This window comes from Methylobacterium marchantiae (assembly GCF_042679825.1).
Taxonomy (GTDB): Bacteria; Pseudomonadota; Alphaproteobacteria; order Rhizobiales; family Beijerinckiaceae; genus Methylobacterium; species Methylobacterium marchantiae.
This window is the reverse complement of record NZ_JBHTND010000019.1, coordinates 49,712-70,426: the sequence shown is the minus strand read 5'-3', so window position 1 is coordinate 70,426 and position 20,715 is coordinate 49,712. Positions and strand designations below refer to the sequence as shown.

Below are 20,715 nucleotides of genomic sequence, written 5' to 3'. Positions count from 1 at the left end.
AAAGTCAGGACGTCGCTCCGCGCATCGGCACGAAGATCGACTCCGACGGTCAGAATCCGGCTCTCGTGGTTAACTGTCCGTAAACGACCGGGCAGAACCTGCCGGGTCGGCAGGGAAAGCAGGTGTGCTCGCCGCCGCAATCATCCTCGTATTCAAGGAAAATCTTTCAATTTCAATTGGTTGGATGAAGGCGGCGTTTGGCATGGTCCTGGCAGATTGTCCTGCATGTCCATTTCACACGACATGCTCCGCCGACCAGCAAAGCGCATCATGCCAACCGCGATCGCCCGGCCCCACCGATCCGCCCGCCTCGCGCGCTGCATCGCCGCGCTGCTGGCGCTGGTCTTCGCCCTGAACGGACAGGCTCTCGCCCTGTCGCGGGTCAAGGATCTCGCGAGCATCGAGGGCGTGCGCCAGAACCAGCTGGTGGGCTACGGCATCGTCGTCGGCCTCAACGGCACCGGCGATACCCTGAACAACATCCCCTTCACCAAGCAGTCGCTCCAGGCGATGCTGGAACGCCTCGGCGTCAATACCCGCGGCGCCACGATGCGCACGCAGAACCTGGCCGCCGTGATGGTGACGGCGAGCCTGCCGCCCTTCGCCACGCAGGGCAACCGCATCGACATCACGGTGTCATCGCTCGGCGACGCCAAGTCGCTTCAGGGCGGCACCCTTCTCGTCACACCTCTGCTCGGCGCCGATGGCGAGGTCTACGCACTGGCACAGGGCTCGGTGGCCATCGCCGGCTTCTCGGCCGAGGGCGACGCCGCCAAGATCACCCGCGGCGTCCCCACCAACGGGCGCGTTCCCAACGGGGCGATGATCGAGCGCGAGATGGCGTTCAAGATGAACGACATGCGCACCCTGCGCCTGTCCCTGCGCAATCCAGACTTCACCACCTCGAAGCGCATCGCCGCCGCGATCAACGATTTCATGGGCGCCGACACCGCCGAACCCACCGACCCGGCCACCGTGACCCTGCAGATCCCAGCGAAGTACAATGGCAACATGATCCGCCTCGTCACCGAGGTGGAGCAGTTGAAGGTGGAGCCGGATCAGACCGCCCGCGTCATCGTTGACGAGCGCTCAGGCATCATCGTCATGGGCCGCGACGTGCGGGTCTCCACCGTCGCCATCGCCCAGGGCAACCTCACCGTCACCATTACCGAGCAGCCGCAGGTGAGCCAGCCGGCACCGCTCTCCAACGGGACGACCACGGTGGTGCCGCGCACCGGCGTCAAGGTCGATACCGGCGAGGGCAACAAGCTCGCCCTGGTCAAGGAAGGCGTGACCCTGCGCGAGCTGGTCGATGGCCTCAACGCCCTGGGGGTCGGCCCGCGAGACCTGATCTCGATCCTTCAGGCCATCAAGGCCGCCGGCGCCCTCCAGGCCGATATCGAGGTGATGTGATGCTGAACCTCTTCCTCCTCCAACCCGTGAGGCGATGACCATGCTGTTCGCACCCCTTGCAGCCAAGGCCGCCATCGGCGTCGGCAAGGCCATCGTCGGCGACATCGCCAAATCGGTGAGCACTGGCCTGAAGTCCGATACCGCCAAGTCCGCCGCTACGGCCGCGAACACCAAGCTCGCCGCGGCATCCGCCGCCACGGGCAAGACGCCGGCGGAGGTCAAGGCGCGCAAGGCGTCCAACGATTTCGAGGCGATGTTCCTGGAGCAGACCCTCGACCGCCTCGCGACGTCCGAGGGGACCGACGGCCCTCTCGGCGACAACGGCACCGGCGGCGCGGTCTACCGGTCGATGCTGACCAAGGAATATGCGGGCCAGGTGGTGAAGAGCGGCGGTATCGGCATCGCCGATCAGGTCTACCGCGAGATGATGAAGATGCAGGAGGCCGGCAATGCGACCCGCAACTGAGACCAAGACCCTGCGCATCCTCGACCGGGCCGGCGCGGACGCCCTGATCGCCCACATCATGCAGACGATGCGGGCGCTGGAGGAGATCCTGACGGAGGAAGGCGGCCACGTTCGGGCCGGACGCCTGCGCCAGGGCCTGTCGCAGACGGAGCGGAAGACCGCCCTGGCGGCTGCCTACATGCAGGGTCTCGAAGTCGCCAAGGCCAATGCCATCGCCCTCGCGCGTTTCGCCCCGGATGCTGTCGAGGGCCTGAAAGCCGCACATCGGCGCTTCGCCGAGGTGGTCGAGACCAGCCAGGTCGTCCTGGCGACGGCGCGGACGGTCTCCGAGAGCCTGGTGAAATCCCTGGCCGAGGACATGAACCGGTCGAGGACGACCACGGTCTATGGCCGCCCCTCGCAGCCGCCTTCGCCCTATGGCAAGGGCGCGGCGGGACGCAGCCAGCCCCTGGTGCTGTCACGCAGCCTGTAGGCGTCAGCGCCGGCCCGCATCGATCCGCACATAGGTCCGCACCGGGCCGTAATCCGATTCCGTGCGGGTATCGACGGACAATCGGCCACCGGCGACTGGGCGCGCGGCCGAGCCGTCCTCGCCTGAGCGGAGGTCGAGCCCCGTCCTCGCCCGGCCACCGACACGGATGCAGGTCTCCGAGCCCGGGATGCGGATGAATCCTGCGCCGTGCCGAGGGCAAGGCTTCGCCGCCTGTTGCGGCTCCGGCCGAACCGGCTCGAGTGCCGACGCCTGGAGCGTCATGTCCAGGGTCAGACCGAGGGCCAGGCCGTAGGGCAGAATCTTACCTGACATGCCGGTGTCGCTCCCGTCCGCTCCGCGCCCAAGAACCAACTTTACCCGACCGACCGGACGGGTCGACCCCGGCATTCTTCGGCCTCTGGTAACCTTTCGGTAAACAAACGTCCTTAATCAATGGTGACGTGGTCGAACAGGAAGAACGGGTCATGGCGGACAAGGTCATCGGAGCGGCGTCATCCGATCGGTCGCCGGAAGCGCTACTGAAACAGGCCGTCGCCGACGCCAAGGCGAAGGCTGCGCCGGTGCCGCAGGCCCGCAAGCGCCTGCCCTCGGTGGACCCGCTCCTCGCCGGTGTCACCGCAGCCGCGCTCACCCTCGGCCTCGCCATGGGTGCGGGCGCGATGAGTCTGGTTTCGCCGAAGGCCGATCGCTCCTCCGAGACACTGACGCAGATCCAGTCCCGCCTCGATACGAGGCACGCGGACGTCGCCCGTCTACAGGGTGAGATCGAGAAGATCGGGAAAGTCCTGGCCCAGGTCCAGGATGCCACCGAGTCGGTTCGCAGCGAAGCCAGGAACCGCTCCGCTACGCTCAACGACCGGATCGGCAAGTCCGAGCAGACTATCGTGGCGAAGGTCGCCAGCGTGGCCGAACGGCAGGACCAGACCGAGCGCGACCAGACGGCGAAGATCGCCGCTCTGACGGCACAATTGGAAAAGCGCGCTGCACCGCCAGCTCCCGCGGCTCCGGTCGTCGCTCCCCAAGCGTCCAGAGCGCCTCAGCCCGAGCCGACGGAGACCGGGTCCATCTCCGACAAGCCGAAGGCTTCGGCGCCGGCCGTCATCGAGAGTTGGGCGGTACGAGAAGTTTATAACGGCGTGGCCGTCATCGAAGACCGCCGACATCGCCTCGTCGAGGTCGGTCCGGGCGACACCATACCTGGCATCGGCAAGGTCGATTCGGTGGAGCGACGCGGTCGCGGCTGGGCTGTCGTGACCAAGCAGGGGCTCATCACCACCCAGACATGGTAAGCAGACGGCAAACGAGGATGTCAGGCCTCGGAAGAACCGCCTTACGCGGAATGCTTCAGGAGGCCTGGACCTCGACTTCGGGATCGCGGAGCGAACTCGGATAGCGCGGCTCGATCGTCATCGGATCGGCCATCGCGCAGGCGCGAGCTGCGCGGTTGCGGCCATGCGTCAAAGCACGATCCCGAGCTTCCAGGGTCGGAAACAGGATTGCCGCGAGCAGGGCTTGGCCCTCGAATTCGCAATCTAGATTTTTTGCTTCGAACACTGGCATTGCGGTCACCGGACCTTGAGCCGTGCGGATTTCGCAGGGGTCGTTGGGCGCGTATAAGCGGATAATGGGGATAACGGCAACAAGTTCCCGCCCGCCCCGATTATTTACGCTTAATTTGCTTTCGCATCGCCGCACAGTTTTCGCAGTGCGAAAGCACACGCGATTACAGGTTTGACCGGAGTGGGGCAAAGTCTCCGCTGCTTAAAAAATGCTCAAAGGGAATCCTGGGCACGTCTGTGCGACAAGACACAAATCCTCTCTGGCTGGAAAAAGTCTTAGACAAGTCGTTGCTTGCGGTGTCGGGGTCTGGATCCGAGTCCTAAAAGCAAGTGTGCCGTGTCTCCGGCTCTTTCGAGCCCTGAACGCCGGAAGAATGTCCAGATCACGTTCGCCGAAGATGGATCAATGCGTTGGATGTCCCAGGAATAGGCCTCAATGGCCGACTTGCCTAAGTAATCAGGCCTATGCACTTTCGAGTTTCGATCTTGCCTGGAAACCATCAAAACCGGTGACAATCATCGTTCCGGAGAGGAGCGGCGTGGATGATCGGAAGTGTGAGTCGGGTCGGCGTTCCGCGCGGAGCCGCGTTTGTCTAACGGCGCGCTCCGACGTTTGACCGGAAGGAACCGATCCACTGCAGCGGACACGAAAAAGGACGCTTGCGCGCCCCAGATCGATCGGCGGGTGTCGAGAAGAGGCGGGTTCAGGCGACGGCGGTCGCCTTTACCGGGATGCCCTTCTCGGACAGGAACTGCTGCAATTCGCCGGACTGGAACATCTCGCGGGTGATGTCGCAGCCGCCGACGAATTCGCCCTTCACGTAGATCTGCGGAATGGTCGGCCAGTTCGAGAAAGCCTTGATGCCGTCGCGGATGGCCATGTCGTCGAGGACGTTCACGCCCTTGAACGGCACTTCCAGGTAATTGAGGATCTGCACGACCTGGCCCGAAAAGCCGCACATGGGGAATTGCGGCGTGCCCTTCATGAACACGACCACGTCCTGGGAATCAATCTCGGTCTTGATGGTGGTGTTGGCGTCGGTCATGTTAACTCCTCTACTTGATGCTTGATCTAGTGATGGTCGCCCGGCGTTTCCACCGCCGCCGCGAGGCGCGCCAGCGCCCAATCCATGTCGAAGGTCTTGGAAACGAGCTCTTCCGGCTCAAACGGCATCGTCTCGGGAAGACCGCCGACGAGCCTGTCGCCGAACATCTTGAGCGACACATCGGCATTCGCCTTCGCGGTCGTCCAGAGATCCTGCCAGTCGATCCGCTGCCGCATCGACCGCTTGTAGTTCCGGCATGCCGTCGCATGGAAGGCGACGACCTCCACACGCCATGATCGTGTCGATTGGGCGGATGGGGCCGAAAGGTACTTGAGCACATGGATAAGGACGAGAAGGAGCGCGCTCTCGACGCCCTGGATCTGAGACCGCCCCAAGCTCTCGATCTCCTCGGCGATGTTCTCCCAATCGAGGACGTTCGACAGATCTGACCGCGACGCCAGTGCACGCACCGCCGCTGCCTGTTCTTCGGCCCAGGTCACGATGTCGTCGTCGTAGAGGCTCGGCTGTTCCATCGGATCGATCCCGCGAACCGACTCAATCCTGCGGGACGCCCGTCGTCAGCGCAAGAGCGTGGAGCACGCCTCCCATCCGACCCTGGAGCGCGCCGTAGACGAGCTGGTGCTGGGCCACCCGGGTCTTGCCCTTGAAGGCCGAGGAAATGACCGTGGCGGCGTAGTGATCGCCGTCTCCGGCGAGATCCTTGATCTCGATCGTGGCGTCGGGCAGCGCCTCCCGGATCATGGCCTCGATCTCGCGCGAATCCATCGGCATCGGACGTATCCCTCTCGAATGATGTTCAGGCCGCGGCGGGCCGGGTCGCCATGTAGTTCGGCAGCCAGTCCTCATGCGCCTTGCGCAAATCCGCGACCGATATGGTCTCGCCCCCCGGCAGGGTCAAATCCCGCGATCCCGTGAGGCCGACGACGAGGGCCGGAATCCCCTGCGCATTGGCGCTGTAGAGAAGATCGCCCACGTTCTCCGGGGCGACGCTGAGGAGGTAGCGCGCCTGGTCCTCGCCGAAGAGATAGGCGTGGACGGGGAGGCCCTCCGGTGCCTCGGGCAGAGTCGCGCCGATGCCGCCCGCGATCGCCATTTCGGCGAGCGCCACGGCAAGACCTCCGTCGGAGAGGTCGTGGACCGTGTCCACGAGGCCGGAGACGATGAGACCGCGCACGAAATCGCCGTTGCGGCGTTCCGCGGCGAGGTCGACCGGGGGCGGCGCGCCGTCCTCGCGGCCGGAGACCACGGACAGATAGACCGACTGTCCGAGCCAGCCTTCGGTGGCGCCGACGAGGACCAGCATGTCGCCCTCGCGCTTCAGCGAGATCGTCGCGTGCCGGGTGACATCGTCGAGGAGCCCGACACCGCCGATGGTCGGGGTCGGCAGGATGCCGACGCCGTTCGTCTCGTTGTAGAGGGAGACGTTGCCGGAGACGACGGGGAAATCGAGGGCGAGGCAGGCCTCGCCGATTCCCTTCAGGCAGCCGACGAGCTGGCCCATCACCTCGGGCTTCTCGGGATTGCCGAAATTCAGGTTGTCGGTGATGGCGAGCGGCTTGGCGCCCACCGCCGTGATGTTGCGCCAGGCTTCCGCCACGGCCTGACGGCCGCCCTGGACGGGATCGGCCTCGCAATAGCGCGGCGTCACGTCGGCGGTCATGGCGAGGCCCTTGGGTCCGTCCTCGACGCGGACGATGGCGGCGTCGCCGCCGGGCTTCTGCACGGTGTTGCCGCCGATGAAATGGTCGTACTGCTCGTAGACCCAGCGCTTGGACGACAGGTCGGGCGATCCGACGAGCCGCTTCAGCGCCTCTGCATGGCCGATGGTCGCCGGCACGTCGGCCGCAGCGATGACCGACTGGTGGGTGTTGGCGATGTGCGGCCGGTCGTAGAGAGGCGCCTCGTCGCCGAGTTCCTTGATCGGCAGGTCGGCCATCACGACGCCGTCATGCTTGACGACGAAGCGCAGCGTGTCGGTGGTGTGCCCGATGATCGCGAAATCGAGACCCCATTTGACGAAGATAGCCTCGGCCTCGGCCTCCATGCCGGGCTTGAGCACCATCAGCATGCGCTCCTGGCTCTCCGAGAGCATCATCTCGTAGGCGCTCATGTTCGCTTCGCGCGCCGGCACCTTCTCGATGTGGAGCTCCACGCCGAGATCGCCCTTGGCGCCCATCTCGACGGCCGAGCAGGTCAGCCCCGCCGCGCCCATGTCCTGGATTGCGATGACGGCGCCCGACGCCATGAGCTCGAGGCAGGCCTCGAGCAGCAACTTCTCGGCGAAAGGGTCGCCGACCTGAACCGTAGGGCGCTTCGATTCGGAGGATTCGTCGAATTCCGCCGAGGCCATGCTGGCGCCGTGGATGCCGTCGCGTCCGGTCTTCGAGCCGAGATAGACGATCGGATTTCCGATGCCGGTGGCCGCCGCGTAGAAGATGCCGTCGGTGCGGGCGAGACCGACCGCCATGGCGTTGACGAGGATGTTGCCGTCGTAACGCGGGTGGAAGCCGACGGCGCCGCCCACGGTGGGCACACCGAAAGAGTTGCCGTAGCCGCCGATGCCGGCCACCACGCCCGAGACGAGGTGGCGCGTGCGCGGATGGTCGGGCGAGCCGAAGCGAAGAGCGTTCAAAGCCGCGATCGGTCGGGCACCCATGGTGAACACATCGCGCAGGATGCCGCCGACGCCGGTGGCCGCGCCCTGATAGGGCTCGATGAAGCTCGGGTGGTTGTGGCTCTCCATCTTGAAGACGCAGGCGAGACCGTCGCCGATGTCGATGACGCCGGCATTCTCGCCAGGCCCCTGGATCACCCACGGCGCCTTGGTCGGCAGACCGCGCAGGTGTTTGCGGGACGACTTGTAGGAGCAGTGCTCGTTCCACATGGCCGAGACGATGCCGAGCTCGGTCAGCGTCGGATCGCGGTCGATGAGGCCGCGGAAACGCTCGTACTCGTCCGGCGTCAGGCCATGCTGGCGGACCAGCTCTGGGGTGATCGGAACATCGTTGCGGAACATGCGAGCCCTCTCGACCGCTCAGGCGCCTCTCGCGCAGCTCCCTTTGGACGGGACTCGCACGACATGCGCCAAGTTGGCTCGGCTCTAGAGTGTAAGCGCCCGTGCTGGCAACACGTCAAAGCGGCGTCCGGCCATGCGCCCTCGCCGAAAACCGAACTCAGGCCGATTTCGCCGAGGGCAGGACGCCGGCACCACGGCATCGATCGATGATGCTGTGGATGGGTTCCGGCCCCACGACGAAGGCGACGTAATCGAACGCTTCCGGGTTGAGGCTCGACATCAAAAGTTGGAAATGCATGCGGAACAGGTTCCACTTGCGCCGCGCGATGATCTTGCGCTCGATCAGGTCGGTGATGCGGACATGGATCTCCACCGGCCGGTGATCCTGGGGCGATGGTACGCCCGATGCGGTGAGCACGTCGCGGTCATGGACCGAGAGCCAGTCCCATTTCGCGCGCACGTCGAGCCAGCGGATCGCCGGTGCCGCCGCGACCCGGGAGAGGGCCGCACGCATCTCGGCCGCCGGCGCATCGAGGGTGATCCACGGGATCACGCTGCCGATGCTGACAAAGGAGACCGGTGTCTCGCGCTGCCCGAAATCGGGATCGCCGCCGAGGATCCTGTCGAGGGCCTCGATGCCGAGAAAGCTCGACGAGGAATGGCCGATGACGACGATCTCGGACGCCTTGCCTTCGGCCGCGCGGATCTCTTCCGCGAAGGCATCGAGGCGGCGGCGCATCCGGTTTTCGGCGCCGCTGGCATGGTCGTAGGTGAAGGCGGTGTCGTCCACGAGATGGGCGACGTAGAACGGCTTTCCCCGCGTCACCGCCATCAGGCCGAGATGGATCGCGTAGGCGAGCACCGGAATCGCCGCGAGGCTCCAGGGCCGCCACTGCGCGGGCCCCAGCCAGGCGGGAAGTGAGGCCAGCACGAACGAGAGGACGACCAGCGCGGCATAGATCGCGTGGACACCGATGATGACGCGGGCGAAGCGCTTGGCCTCGCGGCGGAAGCGTTTGACGTAGCCGCTGCGGGACAGCCGCCACCACAGAGCCGGTACCTCCACGAGGCGCCGCAGCGGCGAGCGCGGGAAACGGGCGCGGACGATGTCGTCCCAGCGCAGCAGGGTGTAGCGCGTCGGCGCGCCGTCGGCCTCCACCTCCCAATCGAGGCGCAGCCCGTCCGAGGATCTCGTCGGGTTGCTCACGGCGATGGCCATCCCGCGCCTGACGGAGGTCAGCCGGCTCTCCCGTCGGAAGAGGCCCCAATAGGTCTCGGGCTCACGCGGGTCGAAGCCCGGCATGTAGAAGACCTGGCGAGGCAGGGAGGCGGGGGCCGGCAAATCCGAGGCGATGATTCGGGTATCCGTTAGGCGGGGCGAAGACACTTGGTGCGCGCTGCGAAGACACTTGTCCTGCAGCAGAGACAGTCCGGCGAGCCCGCGAACGGATCGCCGAATCTCGTCCCTACACGATGGGACGGGCATCGCACGAGTGCGAAACCGCATCAGGCATCCCGGTCTAGCTCTGCGACAAGTACGTGGCGATGGCCGAGACGAAGCGGTCGCCATAGGCGTCGCGCTTGCGCTCGCCGACACCGTGCACCGTGCGCAGGGCATAGAGGTCGACCGGCTTGGCCTTGGCCATCTCGATCAGGGTGCGGTCAGGGAAGACCATGAAGGCGGCGATGCCCTCGGTGCGGGCGATGGTGGCGCGCAGGCCCCTGAGATGCTGGAACAGGGCTTCCGTCGCCGGGTCGAGATCGAGCGTCGCGTCCTCGCGTGCCGCGCCGCCGCGCTTGCGGTCGCGCGGTTCGGCGGCTTTCGGCTCGGGATCGGGTCGCATCTGGATGGCCTCGCGGCCGAACAGGATGGCCTCGCCCTTCTCGGTGAGGGAAAGGCCGCCGAACCCGTCGTCGTTCTCCGCCACGGCGCCGGCGGCGAAGAGCTGGCGCAGCATGGCCCGCCAGGCCGGCAAGGGCTTGTCGGCCCCGACGCCGAAGGTCTTCAGCGCCGTGTGGCCGTTGCGGCGGATCGTGTCGGATTCCTTGCCGTGGACCACGTCGCAGACATAGGCCGCTCCGAACCTCTGGCCGGTGCGGACGATGGCCGAGAGCAGCTTCTGCGCCGGCACGGTGGCATCGACGAGGGAGACGCCGCTGCGGCACAGGTCGCAGCGGCCGCACGGCTCGCTCGCCTCTCCGAAATAGCTGAGCAGGGACTGGCGCCGGCAGGTCGCCCCCTCGCAGAGCGCGATCATCGCTTCGAGCTTGCGGCGTTCCACCCGGCGGCGCTCGTCGGGCACGTCCTTCTCGTCGATCTGGCGGCGGCGGAGGGACATGTCGTCGAGGCCGTAGATGGTGAGCGTGTCGGCCGGCAGGCCGTCGCGGCCGGCGCGGCCGATCTCCTGATAGTAGCCCTCGACGTTGGAGGGCATGTCGGCATGGCAGACGAAGCGTACGTCAGGCTTGTTGATGCCCATGCCGAAGGCCACGGTGGCGGTCATCACCACCCCGTCCTCCTGCAGGAACGTGTCTTGGTTCTTCATCCGCGTGCCCTGGTCGAGGCCGGCATGGTAGGGCAGGGCGTTGAAGCCGTCCTTGGCCAGCGTCTCGGCGAGCTGCTCGGTACGCTTCCTCGACGAGCAGTAGATGATCCCGCTCTCGGAGCGGCGGTGCTTGAGGAAGCGCTCGATCTGGCGGGTGGGGTTGTCCTTCGGCGCGAAGGTCAGGCGGATGTTCGGCCGGTCGAAGGAATGGACGAAGGCCTTGAGGTCGCGGCCGGCCGGGAACAGCCGCTCGGTGATGTCGGCCCGCGTCGCCTTGTCGGCGGTGGCGGTGAGCGCCAGGGTCTGGACGTTGCCGAGGGCCTCGCGGGCGCGGGCGAGATCACGGTATTCGGGCCGGAAATCATGCCCCCATTGCGAGACGCAATGGGCCTCGTCCACGGCGAGCCGCCGCACGCCGGCCCCGCGCAGGGCCTCCATCAGCCCTTCCATCATCAGCCGCTCGGGCGAGACGAAGAGCAGGCGGAGATCGCCCGAGCGGATCTTGCGCCAGGTCTCGCGCGAGGTCGCCTCGGCCACCGAGGAGTTCAGGGTCGCGGCCTCGACGCCGAAGCCGATCATCTGCTGAACCTGATCGTGCATCAGAGCGATCAGTGGCGACACCACCACCGTGAGCGACGATTCGACCAGGGCCGGAAGCTGATAGGTCATCGACTTGCCCGACCCCGTCGGCATCACCGCGAACACGTCCGTCCCGTCGAGGACGGCACCGATCACCTCATCCTGGCCCGGGCGGAAATCGTCGTAGCCGAAGGTGGTTTTCAGGGCGCGTCGAGCTTCGTCGAGGCGGTCGGTCATGAAGAGTCCGTCATCGTGGTCGGGAAAGGGTGGTCGTCAGGGCCGAATGGCGGCCGAGGGAAAGCGGCGGACGGATGCCGTTTGGACATCCATGCTCGAACACGCCGCCGACTATCGGAAAAATGCGTTTGACGACCATGGGCGGCAAGGTCAATCGCCCGGTCGTCGGCCCGGCTTGAATGACGCGCGGCGGCGGCCCGACGAAAAGGACGGGCGGGGGAAGCGCTGCTTTTAAGCAAACGAAAGGAGATGTCCGCTTAGTTGTGCTGCGCCTCGGAGACGTCTCGCTCTCCGACCGAAAGAGATACCGAGAATCGTCCATGATGGTCATCCCCTTTCTCGGCTTCGCGGGCGCCACGGGCGCGGCCCTCGCCGGCAGACGCGGCCTTGCCCTGGCCGTCTGGGGCCTGTCCCTCGGAGTGTTGATGGCACTGTTCCGCGAGCACGCCACGGATGCCCTGCAACTCGTCTTCTGAAGGTCTCGGAATGGTCGCGCCGTCCCTCGCTCGTGGCCTGAATGCGGCCGGCCTCTTCGGCTGCAGCCTCATCCTGCTCGTCGCGTTCTGGTATCAGATCGTCCTCGGCGAATTGCCCTGTCCACTCTGCGTGCTGCAGCGCGCCGCCTTCACGGCGGCGGGTCTGGGGCTCGTCCTCAACATCTGCGATCGGCCGAGGCCGTCGCATTACGCCATCGTCACCCTCAGCGCCGTGGTCGGCAGCGTGATCTCCGCCAGGCAGACGGCTCTGCACATCGCGCCGGGAACCGGCACCTATGGAGAGGCGCTATTCGGCCTCCATTTCTATGTCTGGGCGCTGATCTCCTTCGTCGCCATCATCGTCGGGGTCGCCATCATGTCTCTGTGGGACGGGCAGTTCGCCACCGAACCCGCCACGAGGCGGGGCGAGGCGGCTTCGGTCCTGGGTCAGCCGATCGGGCCGGAGCCCGCGGGCCTTCCCGGCGCGCGAGCCGGAGCGCTCGGCCTGTCCGTCGTCTTCCTGTTCCTCGCCGTCGCTCTGGCCAATGCCGCCTCCACCTTCGCCGAATGCGGCCTCAGTCTCTGCCCGGATAATCCGGTCAGCTACGAGATGATCGACCGGCTGCTCGGACGCTGACGAGGATCGGCGTTCACGCCGAAACGATGCGACCGTCCGCGACCGAGACCATGTCGGCGCGCCCCTCCAGCTCGGTGAACAAAGCGGGATCGGCACCCGTCATCCAGACCTGACCCTGAAGTGCTTCCAGGGCGTCGAACAGACTTGCTCGCCGCCGCGGGTCGAGATGCGCGGCGACCTCGTCGAGCAGGATGACGGGCGCGATGCCGCACATGGCGTGGACCAGTCGGGCATGGGCCAGGACGAGACCGATCAGCAGCGCCTTCTGCTCTCCGGTGGACGCCGTCGATGCCGGTACGTCCTTCGGGCCGTGCCGGACCACGAGATCCGTCGCCTGGGGACCGATGAGCGTTCGGCCCGCGGCCCTGTCACGCGGGCGGCCCTGGCGCAGGGCGGCGCGGAAGCGGTCCTCCGCCTCCAGGGCCGGCCAGACGGCGACGAGATCGTCGAGATCGCCTTCCAGCCTGATCCCGGCCCAGGGGAAGGGTTGCGCGTCATCGCGGCTCTCGGCGATGAGGCGGTCGAGCCGCTCGGCGGTCTCGCGTCTCGCCAGCGCCACGGCGACGCCGAGTTCGGCGACCTCGCGCTCGATCGCGTCGAGCCATTGTCCATCGTTCGGACGCTCTTCCAGCAGGCGGTTGCGCGAGCGCAGGGCTCGCTCCAGGGCGTTGACCCTGGCGCCGTGGGTCGCGTCCACCGCAAGGACGAGACGGTCGAGAAAGCGGCGGCGATCGCCGGCGGGGCCGCGAAACAGACCGTCGAGGTCCGGCGTCAGCCAGATCACCCTCAGGAATTCGGCGAAGGCCACCGGCGAGCCCACCGTCTCGCCATCGATGCGGCAGAGCCGTGTGCTGCGGCCATCGCCCACCGCCGGCTCGTAGCCGGTGCCGATACGATGGTCGTCATCCCCTCGCGCCAGGGCGAGCGACACGGCGAAACCGCCGGAACCGGCCTGTCGCGCCATGCTCGACAGATCCGCGCGCCGCAATCCGCGCCCAGGGGAGAAGAGCGAGATGGATTCGAGCAGGTTGGTCTTGCCGGCCCCGTTCTCTCCCACCAAAGCGACGAAACGGCTCCCGACCGAGAGGTCGAGATCGGCATGGTTGCGGAAATCGCGGCAGATCACGCGGGTGAGGCGCAGACCATCGAGTGACGGTGCGGCAATGGCCTCCGTGGCTTGAACTGTGATGCCCGATCTCTCCGGAAAAATCGACGAAACGCTCTGGATCACACCCGCATCGGCATCAGCACGTAGAGCGCCGAGGCGCCCTCTCGATCCTGGATCAAGGTCGGCGAGCCGGGATCGGCGAGCTTGAACAGGGCGGTGTCGCCTTCGAGCTGGCCGGTGATGTCGAGGAGGTAGCGCGCATTGAAGCCGATATCGAGGGCGGAGGCGTCGTAATCGACGTCGAGCTCTTCCGTGGCGCTGCCGGAATCCGGGTTGTTCACGGAGAGGGCGAGGCGGCCCTCCTGTACGGCAAGCTTCACCGCGCGCCCGCGCTCGGACGATATGGTGGAGACGCGGTCGACGGCGCGGGCAAACTCGTCGCGCTGCACGGTGAGGAACTTGTCGTTTCCGGTGGGGATCACACGCTGGTAATCCGGGAAGGTGCCGTCGATCAGCTTGGAGATCAGGGTCACGCCGCTGGCGAAGCGGAACCGGATCTTGGCCGGCGACAGGTCGATCTCGACGGTCTCGCCGCCATCCTCCACCAGCTTCTGGATCTCGGCCACGGCCTTTCGCGGCACGATGATGCCCGGCATCCCGCGGCTGCCCTCGGGGGCGTCGATCTCGACGCGGGCGAGACGGTGTCCGTCGGTGGCGACCGCACGCATCTTCAGCGTGCCGTCGAGGTCGATCGTGTGGAGGTAGATGCCGTTCAGGTAGTAGCGCGTCTCCTCGGTGGAGATCGCGAACTGGGTCTTTTCGATGAGGCGCTTCAGATCGCTCGCTGCGATGGCGAAGCTGGTGCCGAGTTCGCCTGCGGCGAGATCAGGGAAGTCACCCTCCGGCAGGGCACCGAGGGAGAAGCGGGAACGGCCCGAGCGGATCGTCATCTGTCCGGTCTCGCCGCTGGTCTCGAGCGAGACCTGAGCACCGTCGGGCAGCTTGCGCACGATGTCGTAGATCACGTGGGCCGGCACCGTGGTGGCGCCCGGATCGACGATGTCCGCCGGCACGGATTCCGTCACCTCGATGTCGAGGTCGGTCGCCTTAAGCTCCAGCCCGTCAGGCCCGCTGCGCAGGAGAACGTTGGAGAGGATCGGGATCGTGTTGCGACGCTCCACCACGCGATGCACGTGGCCGAGCGATCGAAGGAGAGCCGCGCGCTCGACAGTGACTTTCATCGCAACAACTCGTGGTCATTCGGAAAAACGTCGCCGACCCCGAGATTATGAACGGATGGAGCCGGCGGCTTGGCCGGTGAACTTGGCGAAGGGCCTGTCCGAACGCAAGAGCGTCCGAGGCTCTATCCAGGGCAATGCGGGAGAGCCGTCGCCCGCATCGCCCCGTGCATCGCCCCGATCCGGGCGATCAGTCCTGCAGCATCCGCTTCAGGAGCTCGACCTCGTCGTTCAGCACATTGTCCTCGCCGATCAGCTTGTCGATCTTGCGGACCGCGTGGAGCACCGTCGTGTGGTCGCGGCCACCGAAGCGGCGTCCGATCTCGGGCAGAGAGCGCAGGGTCAGCACCTTGGAGAGGTACATGGCGATCTGGCGCGGCTTCACCACGGCGGCGGTGCGCCGCTCGGACAGGATGTCGGAGCGCGAGACGTTGTAGCGCGAGGCCACCAGCTTCTGGATGTCCTCGATCTTGATGCGCTTGGGCTCGCGGTTCTTCACGAGGTCGCGGATCGCGGTCTCGGCCGTCTCCATGGTCACGGCGGTGCCGGTGAGCGTGGCGTGGGCCAGGAGCCGGTTCACGGCACCTTCGAGGTCGCGGCCATTGGCGGTGATGGCGCGGGCGACGTAGGTCGCGACGGTGGGCGACACCTCGAAATTTGGATGCGCCACCCGCACGGCGGCGAGACGCGCCGACAGGATCGACATGCGGAGCTGTTCGTCCAGCGTGCCGATCTCGACCACGAGGCCGCCGGCGAGGCGCGAGCGCACCCGCTCTTCCAGCGCTTCGAGTTCGGTTGGCGGGCGGTCGGAGGCGACGACCACCTGACGGCCCGCATCGATCAGCGAATTGATGGTGTGACCGAACTCGGCCTGGATCGACTTGCCCTGGATGAACTGGACGTCGTCGAGGATGAGCAGGTCGATGGCGCGCAGCCTCTCCTTGAAGGCGAGCGCGTTCTGGGTCTTCAGGGCGTTGACGAAGCCGTACATGAAGCGGTCGGCGGTGAGGTAGATCACCCGGCGGCCGGCCTCGCGTGCGGCATGACCGATGCCGTGGAGGAGGTGGGTCTTGCCCAGGCCGACACCGGCATGGAAGTAGAGCGGGTTATAGAGCGCGCCCTGACCGTCGTGGCGCGATACGCGTTCCGCCGCGGCGTGCGCGAGGGCGTTGGAGCGGCCGACGACGAAGCTCGCGAAGGTGAGACGGTTGTCGAGGGGGGCGCCGTTGAGATCGCCCCCGGCGTCCCCGCGCGGCTGCGTGGCGGAATCGGCGTCGGCCGGGAAGCTCATCGCGCCGGACGAGATCTGCGCGTTGCCGGTGCTCTGCAGACGGGCGAGGGGGCTTGCGGGGGAGGAAGACTTGACCGCACTCGGAGCGACGCGGACCGGGGCTCCGGCTCCACGCACGCCGACTTCGATGAGCGAGACGCTCTCCACCTCGCTGCGGAAGGTGGCGAGGACACGGTCGAGATAGTGGGATTCGATCCAGCTCTTCAGGAAGCGGGTGGGCACGCTGAGGCGCGCGGTCCCGGACACCACTTCCACCAGTTCCAGCCGCGCGAACCAGCTGGCGAAGACGTCCTCACCCAACTCCGCCCGAAGGCGCCGCTTCACGCGGGCCCAGGCCGCAACCGTGTCTGCCCCACCTGCGCCACCCATGCCGGTCTCGGCGTTACCCGCCACGCTACCGTCGACATGCATCATTGCTCTCCTCGCGCCGAGAGCGGAAGCCGCCATTCGGAGCGTACGCACACTTGACTGACATCACGCCCCGCAAGGAATTCGCGAGACCCATAACGACTTGGCGGAGTCAATCCCTCCACCGCAGGCTTTTGCCGATGAAAAGACCCTATCAACAATAAGCTACGGTTCTCCTAACAACGGGAGTTGTGGGGACAGATGGCCAAGACGCTGCTGGGATCTCTCCGGTGCGTGTGGAGTCGAGGCACGCCCGACATCTTGCGGACGATTCGGGCAGGTTTGAATTAAGTGTGAATTTTCCCGCTTTTGGCGAGAGATCATTAATCTACACAGCCCCCCTAGACTCCGCAACACGGCAGATTCGGCGGTAGGGTTAACGCTTAGACTCGGTTTCGCGGGGTTTCGACTCGGGATTCAGTCTTGGCGCGACACGTCGACCGGGCTTCGTCGGAAAGGCGACGATGGCGATCCGCCGGCCCGGCCCGGCTCGGCTTTGGGAAGCCCGAAACGAAAGAAGCCCGGCACTGAGGCCGGGCTTCTTTCGCGTCATCCGAGGAAGGGAGGGATCAGGCAGCGAGAGCCTTGACCCGCGCAGCGAGGCGCGAAACCTTCCGGGAGGCGTTGTTCTTGTGAACGATGCCGTGCTGGGCGGCCCGCATGATCTCGGGCTCGGCTGCACGCAGGGCGGTCAGCGCAACGGTCTGGTCGCCGCCGGCAATCGCCTCTTCGACCTTGCGGAGGAAGGTGCGCATACGGCTGCGGCGCGAGCGGTTCACGGCGGTCCGCTTCGCGATCTTGCGGGTCATTTTCTTGGCCGACACGGTGTTGGCCATGGGCATCCTCGTTCATGTGAGGCGATGCCGACGAGCCCGCAGGCTTTCAGTGTCGGTCGTCGCGCGAAGGTTGTTCGGGCAATGGCGAAGCCGACGGGCTGCGTGAGCGCGGCCTGTCGGCGAAGCGCGCTCTATAGACACGCACCGGCATTCCGTCAACGCGATCTGCGCGGATGTATCGCGACGCCGATGCAGCAAAGCCCTGCAGAATGCGACCGGTCTTGTCCGCCCCGGAACTTCGATCAAACCAATCCGGGCCATCAATCACAAGGTAGACACGAGACATCGTCGGATCATCTCTCAGTATCGAGATAGAATTTCAGTCTTCGATGAGAGATGGCACGGCGAAGACGAGCCTCGTGAAGATCCGGAATTTCAGCGTCCGATGGCAAGGCCGCGTTTGACCCGGACCCAGCATCGGACGACATGATTGCTCACGATTCGCAGCCGAAGCCGGATACATGATCTCCGAGATCACCCTCTACCACTCACCCAACACCCGCTCGTCCGGTGTCCGTTTCCTGCTGGAAGAGCTCCAGGCGCCTCACCGCCTGCACGTCCTTAACATGAAGGCGGGCGAACAACGGGAAGCCGCCTATCTGGCGATCAACCCGTTGGGGAAGGTCCCGGCCATCCGGCACGGCGACGCGCTCGTCACCGAGCAACCGGCCATCTATCTCTACCTCGCCGACGAATTCGCCGAGAAGGGCCTGGCACCGCCGATCGGTGATCCGCTCCGCGGACCCTACCTGCGCTGGATGGTGACCTACGGATCGTGTTTCGAGCCCGCGGTGATCGACCGTGCCCTCGAGCGGGAACCCGGCCCCATGGCGATGTCGCCCTATGGCAGTTTCGACGGCGTCCTCGACAGCGTGGTCGAGACCCTGTCGAAGGGACCATACCTCCTGGGCGACCGCTTCAGCGCCGCCGACATCCTGTGGGGCACGGCGCTCGGATGGATGACGGCGTTCAAGATCGTACCGGAAGAGCCGGCCATCGTGGCCTATATCGGCCGGATCAAGGCGCGTCCGGCCTTCCGGAAGATCGAGGCAGAAGAAGCGGCCCTGGCTGCCGAGCACGAGGCCCTGTCGCGCCAAGCCGAGTGATGCCGATGCTGGACCAGCGGCGGCGCCCGATCCAGCATCCAACCCGATTCGAGCAAGGAGCGACCGACATGCGGATGATCTTCGTCAATCTGCCGGTGAAGGATCTTGAAGCGTCAAAGACCTTCTTCGGTGCGCTCGGCTTTGCCTTCAATCCGGCCTTCACCGACGAGAACGCGGCCTGCATGGTCGTATCGGAGAGCATCTTCGTCATGCTGCTCACGGAGGCCCGCTTCCGCGACTTCATCACGGGAGAGATCGCCGATACGACGAAGGCGACGGAAGTCCTGACCTGTCTCTCCTGCGAATCGCGCGAAGAGGTCGACGAGTCTCTGGCGAAAGCCCTTTCGGCCGGCGCCAGACCTTGGAAGCCGAACATGGATTACGGGTTCATGTATGGCTGCTCGTTCCAGGACCTCGACGGCCATGTCTGGGAGCTGATGTATATGGACCAGGCAGCGATTCCTCCCCAATCCTGAGCGGTTTCGCGCCGGGACGGTCCTCGCCGAGCTCAGCCCGGCGGGATCGCCGCGTCCGTCGAGCGTGAGAGCAGATTCGTCGGAAGCGAGGAGGGGGAGAAGGCCGCGACGAGATGCATGCCGATGACCGGTGCGAAGACCAGCGTCATCATCACGAGGAGGATCAGCGCGACGCTGTTGTCCCGCGAGGGGGATGCTCCGCGCGAACGGACACGAGCAAAGGCAAAGGTCTGGAAGGTCATCGGTTCACCTCGTTCGACCGGCCGTCAAGGCCGATCGCGGGTGAACCCGATCAATCGATCAGGCGCACGACACGCTGTCGGCCAAAATCGGCGCGGTCCATCGACTACTGTCGCTGGGCATCGGGTTCGAAAGTTCCTGTGGAGCCGCCGCGCCGGGCAGGTGCACGGCAATGACGGTTGCGCCGACATGATGCGGTGCGAAGGGTTCGTCAAGTCTTAACGTCGGATGGGCTGGATCGATCCGCATCACGTCGCGAGGCGTGCGGCGAAACGCTCGACCAGTCGCCGTCCGACTTCATCCTTGTCGAGGGTGGGCCAGGTCTCCAGACCGCCCTCCCTGTCGAGGAGATGAACGGTATTGGCGGTCCCGCCCATCACGCCGCCTGCGGCCGAGACATCGTTGGCGACGAGGAGATCGCAGCCCTTGCGGGCGATCTTCTCGCGGGCATGGGCGATGACGGCGTCGGTCTCGGCGGCGAAACCGACGACGAGGGTCGGGCGCCCTTCGGTACGCTTCGCGATGGTGGCGAGGATATCGGGATTTTCGACCAACGAGAGCGGCGGCACGGCCGAGCCGTCCTTCTTGATCTTCGAATCGCGGCTCTCGACTGGCCGCCAATCGCCCACCGCGGCGGCGAAGATGGCGAGATCGGCGGGGAGGGCGGCCTCGACCGCCGCCAGCATCTCCCGCGCCGTCTCCACGCGCACCATCGTGACGCCTGTCGGATCGGGAATCGAGACCGGCCCGGACACCAGCACGACCTCCGCCCCGGCGGCGGCGGCGGCGGCGGCGATGGCATGCCCCTGCCGGCCGGAGGACCGGTTGGCGAGGTAGCGCACGGGGTCGATCGGCTCATGCGTCGGCCCGGAGGTGACGAGGACGCGCCTGCCGGCAAGGGGTTTTGGCGATGACCGCCCGGCGAGAAAGCCGAACCCTGCGGACGATGGCGCCTCGCCGGTCCGTACGTCTCCGAGCAGAGCCTCGACCGCATCGGCGATCTCCAGCGGCTCGGCGAGACGGCCGGGCCCGAACTCGGCCTCGGCCATGGCGCCGTCGTTGGGTCCGACCACGCGGACGCCGTCCGCCTTCAGGGTCGCGAGGTTGCGCCGTGTCGCCGGGTGCTGCCACATCCGCACGTTCATGGCCGGGGCGATGAGGATCGGCAGTGTCGTCGCCAGGAGGACCGTGGAGGCGAGGTCGGAAGCGTCGCCGCCCGCCATCCGCGCCATCAGGTTGGCGGTTGCCGGAGCGACCACGATCGCGTCGGCGTCGCGCGCGAGCTTGATATGGCCGATATCGGCCTCCTCCGCCCGGTCGAACAGGTCGGTATGGGCCCGCTCCCCGGCAAGCGCGGCGGCGGCCAGCGGCGTCACGAATTCCTGCGCTCCCGCCGTGAGCAGAGGCCGTACCCGCGCCCCGCGATCGCGCAGGCGCCGGATCAGGTCGAGCGACTTGTAGGCGGCGATGCCGCCGCCGATGATCAGCAGGATGCGTCGGTTCTGGAGAGGCAGGGTCATAGG

At 66.3% G+C, this 20,715-nt stretch carries 22 protein-coding genes; 8 read left to right on the top strand and 14 right to left on the bottom strand.

From position 1 onward, the window contains the following. Nucleotides 1-270 precede the first annotated feature (270 nt). The 3 genes from ACFQ4G_RS14670 to ACFQ4G_RS14660 are packed head-to-tail and all read left to right on the top strand — an operon-like array spanning nt 271 to nt 2,351. Nucleotides 271-1,413 (top strand): flagellar basal body P-ring protein FlgI, encoded by a 1,143-nt coding sequence (locus tag ACFQ4G_RS14670; RefSeq protein ID WP_238204472.1) that lies wholly within the window; start codon nt 271-273, stop codon nt 1,411-1,413. A 40-nt stretch (nt 1,414-1,453) separates the two neighbouring features. Then, nucleotides 1,454-1,879, top strand: a complete 426-nt coding sequence (locus ACFQ4G_RS14665; protein ID WP_238204470.1) for a rod-binding protein — start codon at nt 1,454-1,456, stop codon at nt 1,877-1,879. Continuing rightward, on the top strand, nt 1,863-2,351 hold the full coding sequence (locus ACFQ4G_RS14660) for a hypothetical protein (protein ID WP_238204468.1): 489 nt from the start codon (nt 1,863-1,865) through the stop codon (nt 2,349-2,351). The genes ACFQ4G_RS14665 and ACFQ4G_RS14660 overlap by 17 nt, the downstream gene beginning before the upstream one ends. 3 nt (nt 2,352-2,354) lie before the next feature. Here ACFQ4G_RS14660 and ACFQ4G_RS14655 read toward each other — a convergent pair whose 3' ends face one another. Continuing rightward, entirely contained in the window at nt 2,355-2,684 is a 330-nt protein-coding gene (locus ACFQ4G_RS14655) for a porin (protein WP_238204466.1), read from the bottom strand. Between the two features lie 152 nt (nt 2,685-2,836). Between ACFQ4G_RS14655 and ACFQ4G_RS14650 the strand changes: the two genes are divergently transcribed. Then, on the top strand, nt 2,837-3,661 hold the full coding sequence (locus ACFQ4G_RS14650) for a hypothetical protein (RefSeq protein WP_238204464.1): 825 nt from the start codon (nt 2,837-2,839) through the stop codon (nt 3,659-3,661). Between the two features lie 55 nt (nt 3,662-3,716). Here ACFQ4G_RS14650 and ACFQ4G_RS14645 read toward each other — a convergent pair whose 3' ends face one another. The 7 genes from ACFQ4G_RS14645 to recQ all read right to left on the bottom strand — a co-directional run bounded on the left by ACFQ4G_RS14645 (nt 3,717) and on the right by recQ (nt 11,376). After that, nucleotides 3,717-3,932 (bottom strand): hypothetical protein, encoded by a 216-nt coding sequence (locus ACFQ4G_RS14645; RefSeq protein ID WP_238204462.1) that lies wholly within the window; start codon nt 3,930-3,932, stop codon nt 3,717-3,719. Nucleotides 3,933-4,635: 703 nt separating this feature from the next. Continuing rightward, complete coding sequence (gene grxD, locus ACFQ4G_RS14640) at nt 4,636-4,977, bottom strand: Grx4 family monothiol glutaredoxin (protein WP_238204454.1); 342 nt, start codon at nt 4,975-4,977, stop codon at nt 4,636-4,638. Nucleotides 4,978-5,003: 26 nt separating this feature from the next. Then, nucleotides 5,004-5,510, bottom strand: a complete 507-nt coding sequence (locus ACFQ4G_RS14635; RefSeq protein ID WP_238204452.1) for a DUF29 domain-containing protein — start codon at nt 5,508-5,510, stop codon at nt 5,004-5,006. Between the two features lie 22 nt (nt 5,511-5,532). Next, nucleotides 5,533-5,769 carry a BolA family protein gene (locus ACFQ4G_RS14630; protein WP_238204451.1) on the bottom strand — a complete coding sequence of 79 codons (237 nt, stop codon included), beginning with the start codon at nt 5,767-5,769 and terminating at the stop codon, nt 5,533-5,535. 25 nt (nt 5,770-5,794) lie between these two features. Next, nucleotides 5,795-8,014 carry a phosphoribosylformylglycinamidine synthase subunit PurL gene (gene purL / locus ACFQ4G_RS14625; RefSeq protein ID WP_238204449.1) on the bottom strand — a complete coding sequence of 740 codons (2,220 nt, stop codon included), beginning with the start codon at nt 8,012-8,014 and terminating at the stop codon, nt 5,795-5,797. Between the two features lie 157 nt (nt 8,015-8,171). Then, nucleotides 8,172-9,317, bottom strand: coding sequence for a hydrolase (locus ACFQ4G_RS14620; protein ID WP_238204514.1), 1,146 nt, complete (start codon nt 9,315-9,317; stop codon nt 8,172-8,174). Between the two features lie 217 nt (nt 9,318-9,534). Continuing rightward, entirely contained in the window at nt 9,535-11,376 is a 1,842-nt protein-coding gene (gene recQ / locus ACFQ4G_RS14615) for a DNA helicase RecQ (protein ID WP_238204447.1), read from the bottom strand. 320 nt (nt 11,377-11,696) lie between these two features. On the opposite strand from recQ, the gene ACFQ4G_RS14610 reads away from it, so the two are divergent. Together ACFQ4G_RS14610 and ACFQ4G_RS14605 are read left to right on the top strand one after the other, a co-directional pair. Further along, nucleotides 11,697-11,852, top strand: coding sequence for a DUF5993 family protein (locus ACFQ4G_RS14610; protein ID WP_238204445.1), 156 nt, complete (start codon nt 11,697-11,699; stop codon nt 11,850-11,852). 10 nt (nt 11,853-11,862) lie between these two features. After that, nucleotides 11,863-12,489, top strand: a complete 627-nt coding sequence (locus ACFQ4G_RS14605; RefSeq protein WP_238204443.1) for a disulfide bond formation protein B — start codon at nt 11,863-11,865, stop codon at nt 12,487-12,489. A gap of 13 nt (nt 12,490-12,502) precedes the next feature. On the opposite strand, the gene recF is transcribed toward ACFQ4G_RS14605, so the two are convergent. The 4 genes from recF to rpsT form a co-directional block, all read right to left on the bottom strand. Continuing rightward, nucleotides 12,503-13,678, bottom strand: coding sequence for a DNA replication/repair protein RecF (recF, locus tag ACFQ4G_RS14600; RefSeq protein ID WP_238204512.1), 1,176 nt, complete (start codon nt 13,676-13,678; stop codon nt 12,503-12,505). Between the two features lie 38 nt (nt 13,679-13,716). After that, entirely contained in the window at nt 13,717-14,838 is a 1,122-nt protein-coding gene (gene dnaN, locus ACFQ4G_RS14595; RefSeq protein ID WP_238204441.1) for a DNA polymerase III subunit beta, read from the bottom strand. Between the two features lie 187 nt (nt 14,839-15,025). After that, the gene (dnaA, locus tag ACFQ4G_RS14590; protein WP_238204438.1) at nt 15,026-16,537 is read right to left on the bottom strand and encodes a chromosomal replication initiator protein DnaA; all 1,512 of its coding nucleotides are present in this window, start codon (nt 16,535-16,537) and stop codon (nt 15,026-15,028) included. Between the two features lie 566 nt (nt 16,538-17,103). Beyond that, on the bottom strand, nt 17,104-17,370 hold the full coding sequence (gene rpsT / locus ACFQ4G_RS14585; RefSeq protein ID WP_019907046.1) for a 30S ribosomal protein S20: 267 nt from the start codon (nt 17,368-17,370) through the stop codon (nt 17,104-17,106). A 461-nt stretch (nt 17,371-17,831) separates the two neighbouring features. Between rpsT and ACFQ4G_RS14580 the strand changes: the two genes are divergently transcribed. Together ACFQ4G_RS14580 and ACFQ4G_RS14575 are read left to right on the top strand one after the other, a co-directional pair. Beyond that, the gene (locus ACFQ4G_RS14580) at nt 17,832-18,476 is read left to right on the top strand and encodes a glutathione S-transferase family protein (RefSeq protein ID WP_238204436.1); all 645 of its coding nucleotides are present in this window, start codon (nt 17,832-17,834) and stop codon (nt 18,474-18,476) included. A 68-nt stretch (nt 18,477-18,544) separates the two neighbouring features. Next, nucleotides 18,545-18,952: a VOC family protein gene (locus tag ACFQ4G_RS14575; RefSeq protein ID WP_238204434.1), complete on the top strand. Its 408-nt coding sequence runs from the start codon at nt 18,545-18,547 to the stop codon at nt 18,950-18,952. Nucleotides 18,953-18,984: 32 nt separating this feature from the next. On the opposite strand, the gene ACFQ4G_RS14570 is transcribed toward ACFQ4G_RS14575, so the two are convergent. Together ACFQ4G_RS14570 and ACFQ4G_RS14565 are read right to left on the bottom strand one after the other, a co-directional pair. After that, nucleotides 18,985-19,194 (bottom strand): hypothetical protein, encoded by a 210-nt coding sequence (locus tag ACFQ4G_RS14570; RefSeq protein WP_238204432.1) that lies wholly within the window; start codon nt 19,192-19,194, stop codon nt 18,985-18,987. Nucleotides 19,195-19,440: 246 nt separating this feature from the next. Continuing rightward, nucleotides 19,441-20,712, bottom strand: a complete 1,272-nt coding sequence (locus ACFQ4G_RS14565; RefSeq protein WP_238204430.1) for a phosphopantothenoylcysteine decarboxylase domain-containing protein — start codon at nt 20,710-20,712, stop codon at nt 19,441-19,443. Between the last annotated feature and the right edge of the window lie 3 nt (nt 20,713-20,715).

What these genes read in the sequence shown, in the direction of transcription:
- ACFQ4G_RS14670 (WP_238204472.1), top strand. Translation starts at nt 271, where the DNA reads ATGCCAACCGCGATCGCCCGGCCCCACCGATCCGCCCGCCTCGCGCGC.
- rpsT (WP_019907046.1), bottom strand. Translation starts at nt 17,370, where the DNA reads ATGGCCAACACCGTGTCGGCCAAGAAAATGACCCGCAAGATCGCGAAG.
- ACFQ4G_RS14580 (WP_238204436.1), top strand. Translation starts at nt 17,832, where the DNA reads ATGATCTCCGAGATCACCCTCTACCACTCACCCAACACCCGCTCGTCC.
- recQ (WP_238204447.1), bottom strand. Translation starts at nt 11,376, where the DNA reads ATGACCGACCGCCTCGACGAAGCTCGACGCGCCCTGAAAACCACCTTC.
- ACFQ4G_RS14655 (WP_238204466.1), bottom strand. Translation starts at nt 2,684, where the DNA reads ATGTCAGGTAAGATTCTGCCCTACGGCCTGGCCCTCGGTCTGACCCTG.
- ACFQ4G_RS14645 (WP_238204462.1), bottom strand. Translation starts at nt 3,932, where the DNA reads ATGCCAGTGTTCGAAGCAAAAAATCTAGATTGCGAATTCGAGGGCCAA.
- ACFQ4G_RS14605 (WP_238204443.1), top strand. Translation starts at nt 11,863, where the DNA reads ATGGTCGCGCCGTCCCTCGCTCGTGGCCTGAATGCGGCCGGCCTCTTC.
- ACFQ4G_RS14635 (WP_238204452.1), bottom strand. Translation starts at nt 5,510, where the DNA reads ATGGAACAGCCGAGCCTCTACGACGACGACATCGTGACCTGGGCCGAA.
- purL (WP_238204449.1), bottom strand. Translation starts at nt 8,014, where the DNA reads ATGTTCCGCAACGATGTTCCGATCACCCCAGAGCTGGTCCGCCAGCAT.
- grxD (WP_238204454.1), bottom strand. Translation starts at nt 4,977, where the DNA reads ATGACCGACGCCAACACCACCATCAAGACCGAGATTGATTCCCAGGAC.
- dnaA (WP_238204438.1), bottom strand. Translation starts at nt 16,537, where the DNA reads ATGCATGTCGACGGTAGCGTGGCGGGTAACGCCGAGACCGGCATGGGT.
- ACFQ4G_RS14570 (WP_238204432.1), bottom strand. Translation starts at nt 19,194, where the DNA reads ATGACCTTCCAGACCTTTGCCTTTGCTCGTGTCCGTTCGCGCGGAGCA.
- ACFQ4G_RS14650 (WP_238204464.1), top strand. Translation starts at nt 2,837, where the DNA reads ATGGCGGACAAGGTCATCGGAGCGGCGTCATCCGATCGGTCGCCGGAA.
- dnaN (WP_238204441.1), bottom strand. Translation starts at nt 14,838, where the DNA reads ATGAAAGTCACTGTCGAGCGCGCGGCTCTCCTTCGATCGCTCGGCCAC.
- ACFQ4G_RS14660 (WP_238204468.1), top strand. Translation starts at nt 1,863, where the DNA reads ATGCGACCCGCAACTGAGACCAAGACCCTGCGCATCCTCGACCGGGCC.
- ACFQ4G_RS14610 (WP_238204445.1), top strand. Translation starts at nt 11,697, where the DNA reads ATGATGGTCATCCCCTTTCTCGGCTTCGCGGGCGCCACGGGCGCGGCC.
- ACFQ4G_RS14630 (WP_238204451.1), bottom strand. Translation starts at nt 5,769, where the DNA reads ATGCCGATGGATTCGCGCGAGATCGAGGCCATGATCCGGGAGGCGCTG.
- ACFQ4G_RS14575 (WP_238204434.1), top strand. Translation starts at nt 18,545, where the DNA reads ATGCGGATGATCTTCGTCAATCTGCCGGTGAAGGATCTTGAAGCGTCA.
- ACFQ4G_RS14665 (WP_238204470.1), top strand. Translation starts at nt 1,454, where the DNA reads ATGCTGTTCGCACCCCTTGCAGCCAAGGCCGCCATCGGCGTCGGCAAG.
- ACFQ4G_RS14565 (WP_238204430.1), bottom strand. Translation starts at nt 20,712, where the DNA reads ATGACCCTGCCTCTCCAGAACCGACGCATCCTGCTGATCATCGGCGGC.
- ACFQ4G_RS14620 (WP_238204514.1), bottom strand. Translation starts at nt 9,317, where the DNA reads ATGCCGGGCTTCGACCCGCGTGAGCCCGAGACCTATTGGGGCCTCTTC.